This is a genomic window from Trichocoleus sp. FACHB-46, from assembly GCF_014695385.1.
Lineage (GTDB): Bacteria > Cyanobacteriota > Cyanobacteriia > FACHB-46 > FACHB-46 > Trichocoleus.
Genome location: NZ_JACJOD010000031.1, coordinates 364,553 through 378,651, shown reverse-complemented (window position 1 = coordinate 378,651; position 14,099 = coordinate 364,553). Strand labels below are relative to the sequence as shown.

13 protein-coding genes are annotated in these 14,099 nt (G+C 49.5%); 4 read left to right on the top strand and 9 right to left on the bottom strand.

Going from position 1 to position 14,099, the window contains the following annotated elements; genetic code table 11:
- Positions 1–4 precede the first annotated feature (4 nt).
- Positions 5–2,308 carry a Tex family protein gene (locus tag H6F72_RS19795; protein WP_190439591.1) on the bottom strand — a complete coding sequence of 768 codons (2,304 nt, stop codon included), beginning with the start codon at positions 2,306–2,308 and terminating at the stop codon, positions 5–7.
- A gap of 382 nt (positions 2,309–2,690) precedes the next feature.
- Between H6F72_RS19795 and H6F72_RS19790 the strand changes: the two genes are divergently transcribed.
- Positions 2,691–3,416, top strand: coding sequence for a hypothetical protein (locus H6F72_RS19790; RefSeq protein WP_190439588.1), 726 nt, complete (start codon positions 2,691–2,693; stop codon positions 3,414–3,416).
- A gap of 101 nt (positions 3,417–3,517) precedes the next feature.
- Here H6F72_RS19790 and H6F72_RS19785 read toward each other — a convergent pair whose 3' ends face one another.
- From H6F72_RS19785 to H6F72_RS19760, 6 genes are all read right to left on the bottom strand, one after another.
- Positions 3,518–3,715: a hypothetical protein gene (locus H6F72_RS19785; protein ID WP_190439585.1), complete on the bottom strand. Its 198-nt coding sequence runs from the start codon at positions 3,713–3,715 to the stop codon at positions 3,518–3,520.
- A gap of 124 nt (positions 3,716–3,839) precedes the next feature.
- The gene (locus tag H6F72_RS19780; RefSeq protein ID WP_190439582.1) at positions 3,840–4,616 is read right to left on the bottom strand and encodes an endonuclease domain-containing protein; all 777 of its coding nucleotides are present in this window, start codon (positions 4,614–4,616) and stop codon (positions 3,840–3,842) included.
- A 95-nt stretch (positions 4,617–4,711) separates the two neighbouring features.
- Complete coding sequence (locus H6F72_RS19775) at positions 4,712–5,758, bottom strand: PRC-barrel domain-containing protein (protein ID WP_190439579.1); 1,047 nt, start codon at positions 5,756–5,758, stop codon at positions 4,712–4,714.
- 101 nt (positions 5,759–5,859) lie between these two features.
- Entirely contained in the window at positions 5,860–6,456 is a 597-nt protein-coding gene (locus tag H6F72_RS19770) for a L,D-transpeptidase (RefSeq protein WP_348252032.1), read from the bottom strand.
- 63 nt (positions 6,457–6,519) lie between these two features.
- A complete protein-coding gene (locus tag H6F72_RS19765) occupies positions 6,520–7,014 on the bottom strand; it encodes a hypothetical protein (protein ID WP_190439577.1) in 495 nt (164 codons plus the stop codon).
- A gap of 60 nt (positions 7,015–7,074) precedes the next feature.
- On the bottom strand, positions 7,075–8,355 hold the full coding sequence (locus H6F72_RS19760) for a pentapeptide repeat-containing protein (protein WP_190439574.1): 1,281 nt from the start codon (positions 8,353–8,355) through the stop codon (positions 7,075–7,077).
- A 442-nt stretch (positions 8,356–8,797) separates the two neighbouring features.
- Here H6F72_RS19760 and H6F72_RS19755 point away from each other — a divergent pair, with 442 nt between their 5' ends.
- The gene (locus H6F72_RS19755; RefSeq protein WP_190439573.1) at positions 8,798–9,358 is read left to right on the top strand and encodes a pentapeptide repeat-containing protein; all 561 of its coding nucleotides are present in this window, start codon (positions 8,798–8,800) and stop codon (positions 9,356–9,358) included.
- A gap of 60 nt (positions 9,359–9,418) precedes the next feature.
- Here the strand turns inward: H6F72_RS19755 and H6F72_RS19750 are convergent, their stop codons facing one another.
- Both H6F72_RS19750 and H6F72_RS19745 read right to left on the bottom strand, forming a co-directional pair.
- On the bottom strand, positions 9,419–10,948 hold the full coding sequence (locus H6F72_RS19750; protein ID WP_190439569.1) for a serine/threonine-protein kinase: 1,530 nt from the start codon (positions 10,946–10,948) through the stop codon (positions 9,419–9,421).
- A gap of 110 nt (positions 10,949–11,058) precedes the next feature.
- Positions 11,059–11,454, bottom strand: a complete 396-nt coding sequence (locus H6F72_RS19745) for a phosphomannose isomerase type II C-terminal cupin domain (RefSeq protein WP_242017037.1) — start codon at positions 11,452–11,454, stop codon at positions 11,059–11,061.
- Positions 11,455–12,671: 1,217 nt separating this feature from the next.
- Between H6F72_RS19745 and H6F72_RS19740 the strand changes: the two genes are divergently transcribed.
- On the top strand, positions 12,672–12,905 hold the full coding sequence (locus H6F72_RS19740; RefSeq protein WP_190439566.1) for a hypothetical protein: 234 nt from the start codon (positions 12,672–12,674) through the stop codon (positions 12,903–12,905).
- A gap of 110 nt (positions 12,906–13,015) precedes the next feature.
- The gene (locus H6F72_RS19735) at positions 13,016–14,098 is read left to right on the top strand and encodes a glycosyltransferase (RefSeq protein ID WP_190439562.1); all 1,083 of its coding nucleotides are present in this window, start codon (positions 13,016–13,018) and stop codon (positions 14,096–14,098) included.
- The last annotated feature ends 1 nt before the right edge of the window (position 14,099 follow it).

Here is a 14,099-nt window from a genome sequence, read left to right as displayed (position 1 = left end):
CTCTCTACTTCTTCTTACCGAATTTGGCTTTGAGGTCGTTGAGTGTGGCGGGTGGGGTCTTGGTGCGATCGCCTTGCTTTCCACTCTGCTTCTCGACTTGTTGTTTGCTCACCTGATTCACCTTACTGGGCTGACTGGTGGGCCTAGGAGCTTCTTGGCCAGAGCGCATGGTTAAACTGATCCGCTTGAGAGCTTCGTTGACTTCCATCACTCGTACCTTCACCACTTGCCCTACTTTCACAATCAGTTTAGGGTCGCTGACAAAGCGATCGGCGAGTTGGGAGATGTGGACTAAGCCATCTTGATGCACTCCGATGTCAACAAAGGCTCCAAAGTTCGCCACATTGGTCACGACACCTTCCAATTCCATTCCCACTTGCAAGTCAGAGATCTCTTTCACCCCTTCTCTAAAGGTGGCGTATTGGAACTCAGCACGGGGGTCACGACCAGGTTTTTCCAGCTCACTAACGATGTCGCGTAGCGTGGGTTCTCCCACCGTCTCCGTCACATATTTTTTCAGATTGGTAGATTTCAGCCGTTCTGCAACTTGGGTAATTTGGGTTAAAGGCACCTGTAAATCTTTGGCGATCGCTTCTACGACTTTGTAACTCTCTGGGTGAACGGCGGTGTTGTCTAGCGGGTTCTCACCGTCTCGAATCCGTAAAAAGCCTGCTGCCTGCTCAAACGCTTTCGGGCCTAGCTTCGGGACTTTCATCAACAAACGACGATTTTTGAAAGCACCGTTTTGGTTGCGGTAGGCGACGATGTTGTTGGCGATCGTGGGAGTGATGCCCGAAACAAAGGTCAGCAACTCCTTAGAAGCGGTGTTGAGGTCCACGCCCACATAGTTGACGCAACTCTCTACCGTTTCATCCAGCTTCTTCTTTAGCAGTTTCTGGTCTACGTCATGTTGGTACTGCCCCACCCCGATGGATTTAGGGTCAATCTTCACCAGTTCCGCCAAGGGGTCTTGTAAGCGCCGACCAATGCTGATCGCGCCTCGCACGGTGATATCTAAATTGGGGAATTCTGCGATCGCCACCTCACTAGCCGAATAGATCGAAGCACCTGACTCGTTCACCATCACCTTGACTGGCTTGCGGTCTAATGTTGCCAATACTTCTGTGACGAACTCATCCGTTTCTCGTCCAGCGGTGCCATTGCCGATCGCAATTAACTCAACTTGATATTCCTCAATTAGTCGCTTGAGGGTGGCAGCGGCTTGAGCGCGTTGAGCGACTGCTTGGTGGGGAAAGATAGCTTGATAGGCAAGAAACTGGGCAGTCTGGTCAAGGACAGCCACTTTGCATCCGGTGCGGAAACCAGGGTCGATCGCCAAGGTGGGTTTCATGCCAGCGGGACTGGAGAGGAGCAATTCCCGCAGATTAGTTTCAAAGGTTTTGATCGATTCCATATCTGCGTAGGCTTTGCGATCGCCCCGTACCTCACTGATTAAAGAGGTTTTCATCAAGCGATTAAACGCATCTTTAATCATGGTGCGGTAGAAGTCGCGCACTGCTGGAGTTTTGGTGCGGATTGTCTGCGACTCCAAATAGGAGAGCACTGCTGTTTCATCGAAGGTGAGGTCAAAGTCTAAAATCCCTTCTGCCTCGCCGCGATAGAGCGCTAAGAGATTATGGGGAGCGATCGCTTTAGCTTTGGCTTGGAAGTTGCGGTACATCTCAAACTTAGTTGTACCTTCTGCATAATCTGCCTTGATTTTGGAGACAAAGATGCCTGTCTCCATCAGGTAATCCCGCAAATAAGCTCGTAGCTCTGCTTGCTCCGCTACACCTTCTGCCAAAATATCCGAGGCACCTTGGAGAGCATCTTCGACCGTCTTCACTCCCTGTTCCTCAGAGAGATATTTGCTGGCTTCTGTCTCTAAGGCAGCAGGAGCCGCACTAGGGCGGTTCAAGGTTTGAATAAACTCAGCTAGCGGTTGTAGTCCCTTTTCCCTGGCAATGGTGGCTCTAGTGCGGCGCTTGGGCTTGTAGGGCAGGTAAAGGTCTTCTAATTCGTTTTTCTGAAGGCAAGGAACAATCTTAGCTTGCAGTTCCTCGGTCAGTTTTCCCTGAGCCGCGATCGCCTCTAAGATGGCAGCTTTGCGCTCTTCCAACTCGGTGAGGTAAGTGTAGCGATCGAAGAGATCTCGCAGTTGCACCTCATTCATTTCCTCGGTGCGCTCTTTGCGGTAGCGGGCAATGAAGGGAACGGTAGCTCCTTCAGCAAAGAGTTCTAAGGCGCTTTTAACCTGGTGGGGTCTGAGGTCTAGCTCTTCAGCCAGAATTTGAGGAATGTTCAGCATCGCGATCGCAAGAGTCGAGTGGGAACGTCAGGGTTGACTGTTTTAGCAGTTTTGATCATCTTATCTCCACCTGCATGACTCAGCCAAAATTACTGGCTTAATTAATCTGTACTGGAGGCGATCGCCTTCCCTGTTAACCAGCGTAAATCTGGCAGTGACACAGATGAGCAATCAACGTTCAGAGCTGCATTTCAGCTTTTCTACTTAGATCTGTAAAATTACTGAGATTCGTGTCAGCGATCGCCAACTTATGTCTAAAAAAGCAGATATGAGGGGTTATGTGCGACAAAGATGTGAATTTTTATGCAAAACATTTGTCTGAAATGATAGAACAGTTCATTCTCTCTTTTAGAATTAACACTAACATGCGTAACCTAAAGGAATGTCTCCGGTGACAGATTCTCCATCATCTGAACAAACATCTACTTCCGTTCTGACTAAACTCCTAGACGTAGATGCTGATTTGGCATCTCAGGAAGCTACACTCTTGGTGCAGCTAGAGGCTGTCCGTGAAAAGCGCAACAGCCTGAAAAGCGTGATTGGTATGTTTAGCTCCGCAGATACAGGTTCAACTCCTGCTGCTGCACCTGCTGCGCCTGCTGCTCCTGCTAAGCAGCCTGGTAAACCGGGTAGAAAGCCTAGAGCGAGTAAAGCTCAGGATGCTAAACCTGCACCTGTAGCCGATGAGGTGGCTCCTGAGCCTTCTACGCCTGCGTCTCCTCCAGAAGTAGAAGCAGAAACCGAAACTCCCGCTCCTGCTAAATCCGGTCGAGGTCGGCGGGCTAACCCTGACAAACCCAAGCGTGGCGCTAAGCCAGCTAGAAAACTAGAAGGTTGGCAGCGATATGTGCGGTCGGAGTTTGGTAAAACTCCCTTGCCTGAAGCCGTCTCGGTAGTGCTGCAACGCCAGCCCGAAGACATTATCGAAGTACCCGCGATTGTTGATGCCATTTTTGAGCAGGAAATGCCTCAGACTGTACGCAACAAAGCTCGCGATCGCATTTTGCATGTGCTCTCGGCGGGCGTGAAAGAGAACAAGTGGTATCGCGGCAGAACTGGACAATACAGCCTGTCTCGCAATGCGGCTGCCTCCAACAAAGCGTCATAAGCAAAAACAAACCCCAACCTCTTTCATTTAGCAGCTGAGCTGACCAGAAGGTTGGGGTTTGTTTTTGGCTTTCTCAAGCACTTCTAGAAGGCGATCGCTATCTAGACCTGAGAGACATCCTCTTGGCCAATCTGCCGCTCTACGTTGTCGATCGCAGCGTTGAGACCTGCCAATTTAGTTTCTAAGTCATCTCGCATCGATCGCAGGAAACCGAGTTTACGTTCTAGGCGAGTTTTGCGAGAAATGGGTTCGTTACCGTAGCAGGCGTTGCCCCAATTATTACTCCAGAAAGGAAACATAGTTCACCTCGCGTATATGTCTCTAACTTCTCTCTAACTTCCATCTTGGCTAAACTTTGCCAGGGACGCTGGACGGATCTCCTCACCTCCGAGCTGGGGCGAAGGATGGCGAGTGGCAGACTAGCTAGAAAACAAATTCGTCATAGTGGCAGGTGGGGCAACTGACATAGTGACCTTGCCAGCGAATCGGGCCATCGCCGCACTCTGGGCAGTAGAACGTGAAATTAGCGGAGATTAAACGGGTGCTAGGGCGAGATGCTTGGTTTTGTCGTTGGCGCAACTGAGAATTCTTTGCAGGCTGAGGTGGAGTCTGCGCGACTAAATATTTCTCTCGGTAAGCTTGTTCGGCCATACCTTGCCCTTCTGCTTGAGTCCAGCGTTTCTGGGGCTTTAGCGTGGCCACTTGCCGGAAGGGATGCAGCATGGCGCTATCTCCGAGCAGGGTGGCGATCGCGCTGGCTACAGCTTTGCAACAACTCGCAGGCGATCGCACCACCTGTTCTTCGCTGAAGCGAATGATCAGCCAGCCTTGGTCTAGGAAATATTGATTTCGCTGTTGGTCTTTGGCAGAACCGAGATAGTGGATCGGTTTCTGGGTGCCGTAAGCGTAAGGCTCGTCAATCTCAAGATCAATATGTAAGTTGAGTGCCGCATCAATGTAAGCGAAGTCTGGCACATATGGCTGCTTACACGCTGGGTTACTCACCAGCAGTCCCGTCTGGATTTTGCCAGGGAAATAGCGCCACAGATCATGCTCAAACTGGCTTTCAGAATGACCTTTGGGAGCCTTCATATGCACTCCCATCGGCGGCAAAGTTTGCTGCAAAGCTGCTTGAACTTGCAACGGAGATTCAGCAGCGGCGATCGCGGGAGGAATTAAAACAGTAGGAAATCGCTCCATACTGCGATCATGGCAAATTATTCTTTACTTGTGCAGCGATCGCACCTCAAAGCAGCAGTTCATAAGCTGTTCTAGAGCTGTGTTAGAGTTTCAGCTTAAATCCAAGGTTCGTCATCGTCATCCTCTGTCTCTGTCTTGGTCTTGGGATTAGTGTCCGCTTTTCTGAAGGTCTCTGGATAGCTAGGAGGGGGAGTGAAAGGCTCATCCTCTTCTAGGAAGTCCCAGGGATCGTCTTCCTCATCGGCAAAGGCATGTGTTGTTGCTGCTTGAGGCTGAGGGGTTGAGGCAGGAGGCGGAGGAGAGACGGCAGGTTTACTGACAGATGGTTCTGGGGTGGTTGGCGCTTGACTAGGCGGATAAGGGCTCTGAAAACCTGTATTTGCCTGATCTACTACCGTTTGGGTGCGCTCCTTCACTTGCTCTGCCACGGTCTGACTGGTGGTTTTCGCTTGCTCCGTAAAGGTTTGGGTTTCTTCTTTGAGTTGATCTGTAAAGGTCTGTGCTGTTTCTTTGGCTTGTTCCGCGATCGCCTGTGCCCGTTCTTTGGCATGTTCCGTCAGGCTTTGGGCTTGCTTCACCAGCGAGATGTAATCGTCTTTGAGGATGTTTCGGGCTTTGCTTAGCGTTTGTTTAATGCCAGGTCGATAGAGTTCAAACGATTTCACTGCCGCTTCTGGCACCAGCACCCGCTTACGCCCAAAGCTGATAATGCGGCTCGGAGGCAGTTGATAGATGTCTCCCGTAATACCACTCCAGCCGCTAGAGACAAACAAATATTGCGTGATTTCTCCGGTTTTCAGTTGGAAGCGGTAATCGGTGATGCGGCCAACCTTGTTACCAGCGTCGCTCCAGACTTCGCAATTGAGCAATGAATCTAGCTGCTTCACTTTTTCGCCGTCGGTTTCCTCTGGTTGGGAATGCACCAGAATGCTATTGGTACCGAGCGTCTGAATTTGTGGCAGCTTAAAGACAATCTTTTTTGCGCCTAAAAAGCCTGACTTGCAAATAAAGCCGAGGACACGATGGGCTGCAGGATACATCCACAGCATATCGACTCGCCCCAACTCTTCCATGTTGTTGCGATCGAGGACTAATTGATTGAGCAAGTCGCTTTGCTTAACAACGTCTGCTTCAGCCGTCATGAAAACCTTAAGGTGAAGTGATGTCCTTACCTTTCAAGTCTATCCTAGGCATTGTGAGATCCAGAACTTCCCTCAGCGATCGCCCCTCAACTCCGCTCCCTTTAAAGCTCGACCCTGACGGGAGTCCCCAACACCGCGATCTCATACAATTCACGAATGTCTTCATTCAACATCCGCACACAGCCATGCGAAGCCGCCTGACCGACAGAGTCGCGATCGGGGGTGCCATGAAAGCCAATCGAGTTACGACCATCGGTCCAAAAGGCAATCCAGCGATCGCCCAAAGGATTGCCAGGACCTGGAGGCATCACTTTTCGAGTAAAAGGATTGGTCCATCCAGGATTTTGTACCATCCCCATGACGCGGAATTGACCTGTGGGCGTCTCCCATCCAGAGCGACCGACTGCAACCGGATAGCTGGCCTTAAGTTGCTTGCCTTGGTAGACGTAGAGGCGGCGTTGCTTCAGCTTCAGCACCAATCGAGTTTCTTGCGTCGTCACGTCTGGCAGAATCGGACGAATCGGAGGTAGCTCTGGAATATAGGGAGTCAGCGCCTTAGTTTTTAGCTCTGGCATAGGCGCTGGCGCTTGATTGCGGTTGAGGTTCGTTTGAGCAACTCGGCCAACCGCTGGAGTAGCAACAGCACTCAAGCAAATGGCTGCCCCAAAACAAACCCACAGAGAACGATCTGGAAACACGGCTACGCTTTGTCCTAACGGTCGAAATTCTGGTGCGATGGAATTACTGCTGCTGCAATGGCATTACCAGAGAGCGGCAGGATTTGGATCAGTGATCGGAGCTGGGGTGCTCCCGGAGCCCTGAGTTGGCTGAGTTGGCTCAGCTTCTGGGGCGGCAGTTGGAGTATCTGTTGGTGTTGCGTTCTCTTCTACCGGGGCAGCATCAATATTCGAGGGGGCTTGGGGAGAAGTCACAGGCTCTGAAGTCGGAGATGTTTCTGCGGCAGGAGCAGGGGTAGGAACGGGTTCCTCGATCGCTGGCACGACGAAAGATCCTGGCGGTGTCGTGGCGGGCTGAGAGGTATTAGTGGGCTGAGAGGTAGGGCTTGTTTCTGGCGCGGGTGTAGGTTCTGGGGTAGCACTGGGCCTGGGTGAAGCAGGAGATTCAGAAGCGGGAGTGGGGGGCGGTGCATCTTGAGCTTGAGCGGATAGAGGAGCCGCAAGCGCTAAACTCACCACAGATAGCGAGACGACGGAACCACAGAGCCACTGAAAGATGTGGGGTGACTGCTGACTCATGGATGTGTCCTCCTGAAAATTGGGGCTGTTTCTAATGGATGCGAGGTGGAGAGACTCTTCTCAAGAGCGAGGCATTTCTAGGGGTGTGCGATCGCAAGAGAGATTAGTGCCTACCAAGCTACCATTCTGCCAAGTGCCAGATTGAGATGAACCATCCGCAAAGATGAATGTTCCGCGTCCGTTGCATTTATTTTGGCGAAACTCTCCGACATAGCGATCGCCATTCTCCAGCGTCCAAAGGCCTTGACCCTGAAACCAGTCATCCTGAAATTGCCCGACATAGCTTCTGCCATTGGCAAAAGTAAAGGTGCCGCAGCCATTACGTTTGCCGTTGCGATATTCGCCGTCATAGCGATTGCCACTGCTATAGGCCATCGTGCCACGCCCATCTGTAGGTTCGCCATTGGCCAGAGGGCCAAAATATTGCGTCCCCGTTTGGTATTCGTAGTCAGGAGCACGATTGGGCAAAGCAGGGGGCGGTGGTTCTTGGCAAGGTAAAGTGGGCAAGTTCGCAGTGGTGGCGGGCGATCGCTGAGCTGTATCCGTTTGTGCCGTAGGCGCTTCAGCTTGGGTCAAGCGGAGGATCACGGTGCTGGCAACTGCGGTTAGGCTGATACCAATCAATACTCCTGCCGCAATTAAGCGCCACTTACGCTCCTGTGGTGGAGTAAAAGCAGGGATGGTTTGACTGGGATGAGGAGATTGGGCGGCCAAGTTGTCTGCCCGAGTTAAAACAGCAGCGGTTGTAGTGACGCTACCCAGGGCGATCGCAGTCGTTGAGAGCTGAGATACCTTCCCCGAACGCACGCTTTGGGGAACTGCCTGCACGAGTCGGCTCAACTCATCTGGCTTGAACTTTCCCTTGGCAGGTTGTCGTTGCTGTTGCTCCCTTTGCAAGTAAACATATTTACAAGTGATGTCTTCTAATTGTGTGGCGCTGTTAATTTGCCAACCTTCAAGGCAAGCTCCCGTTAGTGCAGCCAGATTGAAATTGGTAGATGTCGCGATCGCTTCTGTCAGGTTGGCGTGATTTAAATTGGCTTGACTGAGATCAGCACCTTCTAAGTTTGCCTGATAGAGATTAGCTTGGTTCAACTTGGCGCTACTGGCATAAGCTCCTTGCAGATCGGCACCTGAGAGATCTGCGCCTGTCAAATTAGCGCCAATTAAGCAAGCGCGACTCAAATCTACACCACTCAGATTCGCCCCTGCTAAGTTCGCCTCAAACAGATAAGCTCTGCTGAGGTCTGGTTTGATCGTAGGGTTTTCCTCTCTCCAGGAATTCCAAGAGTCTGCTCCTTGTTCCAGCAGACTCAGAAATTCGTGCTCTGTTTCTATCATGGAGAACTCCTACTCGCACAAACTACATCGGGACGTGGGAGCATAACTAGCATCAGTAAAAATGATATAGCTTGTCATCTCCCTTGAGAATGTTGTCTGAACAGGGTGAATGGTTCCCAACATGACTGGTCTAAATCAAGCGATCGCGACTCTGCAAAATCGCTTGCATTAGGTTAAGCCATCAGTAGACTTTCGTGGTTGCTCCCTTATTCCACCGTCTAAACTGGCACAACGAATATTCTTCCTAGCTCAGTAATAGCAAATACCCTCGGCTCACTCTCCTCTAGGTCACAGGCAGAAATGAGAACCACCATCTGCTAAGGTGTGCCTCTAGACAGGCGTTTGGGCACTTCGGGTCACTTACTTTTGTTGTATTGCTGGCTCAGGCAATCTGCCAGCGAGTCATTTAACCGTTGGTTTAATCAATCTGGAGTGATCACAGATGAATGTGGAAGAACTTGTGCAACGCTACAGTGCTGGAGAGCGAGACTTTAGCATCATTGACCTCAGAGGAGCTGTTCTGGAAGAAATTAATTTGAGTGGAGCCATTTTGCATGGAGCTATGCTGGACGGAGCTAACTTGCGGCGAGCCAACCTCAGCCAAGCAACATTGAGCGGAGCTGCCCTCAAGGGTGCGGATTTGACTCAAGCTGACCTCAGTGGTGCGGATTTGAGTGATGCTGTGCTCGATGAAGCAATTTTAGAAGGAGCCATTCTCGACAGCGCGATTTTAGATCAAGCTGATCTGAAAGCTGCTAACTTAGCGGGGGCAGTTCTCAGTGAAGCAGATCTGAGCGAGGCAGATTTAGAAGCAGCCAATCTGACCGGAGCCGACTTAGAGGTGGCGAATCTACATCAAGCCAATTTAAGCAAAGCGGCCCTAGAACGCGCCAATCTAGAAGGAGCCAATCTAGAGGATGTCAATCTAGCCGGAGCCAAGCTGGAGGATGCCAAGCTAGAAGACACCGTTCTAGAGAGTGGAGATAGCACCCTAATCAGCTAGGCAGGGGTTAGGTGAGTCGAGGAAGTGTTGGCGATCGCGATCGCAATTCTCCCAACGCTATTACTTCAGCTTCTGTTGCGATCTCTCTGTTTGGTCCAAAACTTCATCGGCAATTTGGCACCAATCCTGTCGTAAGGGCGCGTCTTCTGGCTTGCTCGTTAAGGTGCGTCCTTTCAGTTCTGGGTGCTGAGCGTAGAACTTCTCATTCACTTGTGGATAGAAAGAGCCTGTAGGCAGGTTGAGGGCTTCATAACGTTTCAACACCTGCTCTTGGCAACTGGAGCCTGCAACGGAATCGGCAACTTGAGAACTGGGGATGATCGAGTCTTTTAGCCAAGCCAACAGAGCAGGGCCAAACCAATAGCTCACGCCTACGAACACCAAAACACTGATCCCTAAAATCAGTAATTTTTTGACCAGATACCAAATAGGTTTGAGTAATAAATAATAGATGGGTTTAATCACGAGCCAGGAAACCAGATTGCCCAAAAACCCCAAAAATGACCGTTTCGGTGGCTGAACCGAACTCGGTGCAGGGCTGACCGGAGCAGGAGCAAGAGCAGGGGCGGGAGGCGCTGGCGGAGGAGTTGGTGCGACTGGTTGCCGAGCGATCGGAGCAACCACCCAAGTTTTTGCCCTAGAGACACTAGACTTGGCTTTCGGTTGTCTAGCGGGAGCCGCAGGCTGAGCAGGTTGAGCGGCTCTGGCTACCGCTAATGTCTGAGCTTGAGACACCGGATGCGATCGCACTAGAGGCTGGAGAGCTTGTCTGACTTCTTGGGTGGATGCATAGCGATCGCACTCGCGCTCCGCCAACATCTTTTCCAAGACAGCGGCAAATTGAGGGTTCAGCCTTAAGGTTTGCCGCCAGCACCAAGTACGTTGGTGAGCATCATATAAATCAGCCGGATTCTTGCCAGTAAGTAATACCAAAATAGTTACGGCTAAAGCATACAGATCACTGGCTGCAGAAGCTTTGCCATATCTCTGCTCAATCGGGGTGTAGCCTGGTTTCTCTAGCTGTGTGGGGATGGGCTGTTGGGTCAACTGGCGCACTGCGGTCGCCGCTACCTGTTTCACGCCCCCAAAATCTATTAGAACTGGCTTACCCGTAAATCGTTGCTGAATTAAATTGTCCGGAGAAATATCCCGATGAATCACGCCTTGAGCATGAATATACTCCAGCACAGGCAACAAATCGAGCAAGAGACCCAGGGCATCCGTTTCACTAAACTTTTGTCCTTGCTCTAGCAGTTCCCAGTAAGTGGGGCCTTCAATATATTGCTGAACCAGGAAAAGATAGTCTTCGCCATTTAAATGAGTTTGAATTAACTCACGAAATTCAGGAATTTGAGGATGGTGCAGTTGGTAGAGCACCCCCGCTTCTCGCTGAAATAGCTCAGCCGCCCTTTGCAGAACTGCCGTCCCTTTGACTTGGGGAGCGAACTCCTTCAAGACACAATATTCATGAAAGCGGTTGAGGTTTTCCGCTAGATAGACACGTCCGAAGCCCCCTTGGCCCAACATGCGAACAATTTTGTACCGCTTGTCTAAAATCAGGTCCGGATGAATGGGTGAGGAGTGAGGCATTGATTGAGCGTGCTTTCCCAGCCAGCGAGTCTGTGTCAGATCAGAAATCTTATTGTCATCTTACACAAGTCGTTGCCCGGATCTGGGAAATTTAACCTGACCTCAAAATGCTAAGAAGCGACTGACGAATTGGGCTGACGATTGTAATCATCCTGGAACCGCACAATGTCGTCTTCTCCCAAGTAATCACCGTTTTGCACTTCAATCAAGACCAGCGGAATTACACCGGGGTTTTCCAGCCGATGTTGGGTGCATTGAGGCACATAAGTAGATTGATTGTTGTATAAGGTTAATTCTTGGCCATCACAAAGCACCCGCGCTGTACCTGAGAGCACAATCCAATGTTCGCTGCGGTGATGGTGCATTTGCAGACTGAGGCGATGACCCGGTTTGACCTCAATGCGCTTAATCTTGTAGCCTCTGCCTTCTTCGAGAATCGTGAAAGCTCCCCAAGGACGTAGCTCGGTGGCGGCGATACTAGCCGAGACAGGACTGGATGTAGCCATCGATGCAGGATGTGAGGTTACTTGAGTCATTTCTCGAGGTTTAGCCAAAGTTTTCCTCCCTGGAATTACTTCAAAACGAAAAATCTAGAGGGTTTGAGCCAGCGATCGCGCTGCCTTACAAACCTCTTTTGACTCTGGAGGACACCATAGCAAATGTTTACTGAGGGTTGTCATCCTAGTTGGTGTCATGCGCTCATCTCTGGCATGGAGTCTGACATTGAATTTGGTGTTGAACTTTGTAGCTGTATTGCGGTCAGACAGGGAGGTTTGCCCTTAAAAAACCAAGACTCAAAAGACAAATCTGGAAATTGAATACTTAAAAAATTAGGGTGAAACACAGAAAAATATAACCCTAAACTCGAAAATTATTTCAATTCAGCATTTGCTCTCCCTTCATAAACCCTATCCCTGTCAGTCTTTGAGGTGCCGAATAGATTAACAACTGCAATCCTGGTTAGCTAAGCGCTTTAGGAAATGCAGTTAGGCACTGAACGAGGTAGACGTTAGAGAACTAGGAAAGGTTGCAGCTAGGAAAAGTGCGATCGCCATCCATTTATGAGTTTTACTCGGTGACAAACCTGTCGTCCCTCTGTGGGCGGATTTAGTTATGTAAAGCAACATCACTCTATAGGGTGATGATGATCGCTTAAAAAACTCCGTATCGTTCGTAGAAGCTGCGCTCGTTAGCAGTACAGGGTACGTGCCAAGTGTATGGCTTTGTATCAGCACCCGTAAGCCATCTACCGTTGAACGTACACACTTTAGTTCCCTTTTATGTTTGTTCCCTCCAGTGCATGGCAGAGTATCCAGTGAGTCAGTCCCGTCACTAGATCTCGTTTAGAACCAATGCTACAGAAGTTGCTCTACCTCTATAAAACAAACTCAATCGGTCGATCAGTTTCTTCATTACTAGAGGTAATTGAGCTAGGAGATATGTCAATTGTGGAACCAAGAACCTGATTTTTTGAGCTTGCTACCCTATTTCTTAATATCCTTTAGTTCAGTTTCTAAGGCTATCTTGAGGTTCTTAGGTAGGGTGGACTACAAAGATTTTGTCCTGCTTAAACTACACTGCAAATAAAGCCTAGGTTAAGCAAATTTTGTAGGCTTTGTTACTTGCAATTGTTGGATTTTAACTGAGCATATTGATCAGTTATTGATTCATGTTTCAAGTGAGTTTTAGACACCAGATTGGCTAAGGCCAAGGAGGATTGTTTATGCAATTACAAATTGAGTGTAACAACACTTCCTTGACAGACCAAGCTTGCCTATTATGCAATCAAGAATTTGAGTTGCAAGAAGCAAGAGTCATCGTTTGCAATGAAGGCGGAAAGAACTGTGGCGATCTCTGCCCTGGGTGTATTTCTAAAGGTCCAGAGTGGATTTGGCATCGATTGCTACAGACATCAAATATCTCACTAAAGGTAGAAATGATCCCCATCTCCCTCTAGCCCTGGAATGTTTTTACTAGCCTTAACTAGACGCAACATAAGAGTTGAAAACTATCTAGTTTAAAGGCTGGCTTCCGGGTAAAACCGTAATCCATGATTCTTGGTTAGCCATGAGAGTTGCTTTAGTTCATGACTATTTAACGCAACGAGGTGGTGCAGAGCGAGTCTTTGAACTGCTTTGCAAGCGATATCCTAAGGCCGATATTTTTACCTCTCTCTACGATCCTAAACGAACAATTGACCTAGGCGATCGCTTTGTCAACACAACTTTACTTCAGCGCATTCCAGGAGCTAGCAAATACTTTCGATTGATGGCACCGTTCTATTTTCCAGCATTTCGATCGCTGGATTTACGGGACTATGACTTAATCATTAGCAGTAGTACTAGTTTCGCTAAAGCAGTTAAAAAAGGCCCAGGATCACGTCATGTTTGTTTTTGCCACAATGTGACGCGCTTTCTTTGGGATACCCAGACTTATTTGCGGGAGTATGGCACCTATCACAGGTTCTATCCCTTGCTGGAAAATGTTTTCCACCGGATGCGAAATTTGGATTTGCAATATGCTCAGGAACCTGATCTATATATTGCCAATTCTAGTGTGGTAGCAAAGCGCATTCAGCAAATCTATGGCAAGCCAGCTTTAGTAATTAACTATCCGATTGACAGCAGTAAGTTTCTGTTTGCTAACCACAAAGCAGACTTTTATCTAGCTTCGGCTCGGTTGATTAGTTATAAGCGGATGGATGTGATTATTGAGGCGTTTAACTGGCTGGGATGGCCTTTGTTGATTACAGGCGATGGGCCAGAGCGATCGCGCTTAGAAGCTCAAGCCTTAAGCAACATCCGATTTCTCGGTCATGTCAGTGATGCCAAGCGCACTCAACTGATGGCTCAGGCCCGCTCAGTGGTAGTAGCAGCTCTAGAAGACTACGGTTTGGTACCTGTAGAAGCCAACGCCAGCGGTACTCCAGTCATCTCTTATGGAGCTGGGGGAGTGCTAGATACCCAAGTGCCGGGAAAAACGGGTGTCTTTTTCAATCGGCAAACGCCCGAAGCGTTGCAAACTGCCTTATTTGAAGCCTCAGATATGACTTGGGATTATGGCAAAATTCGCCAACATGCGATGAGCCGCTTTTCGGAAGAGGCCTTCTTTGACCAAGTCGATCAGGTGATGGAGCAGGCTTGTTACTAAG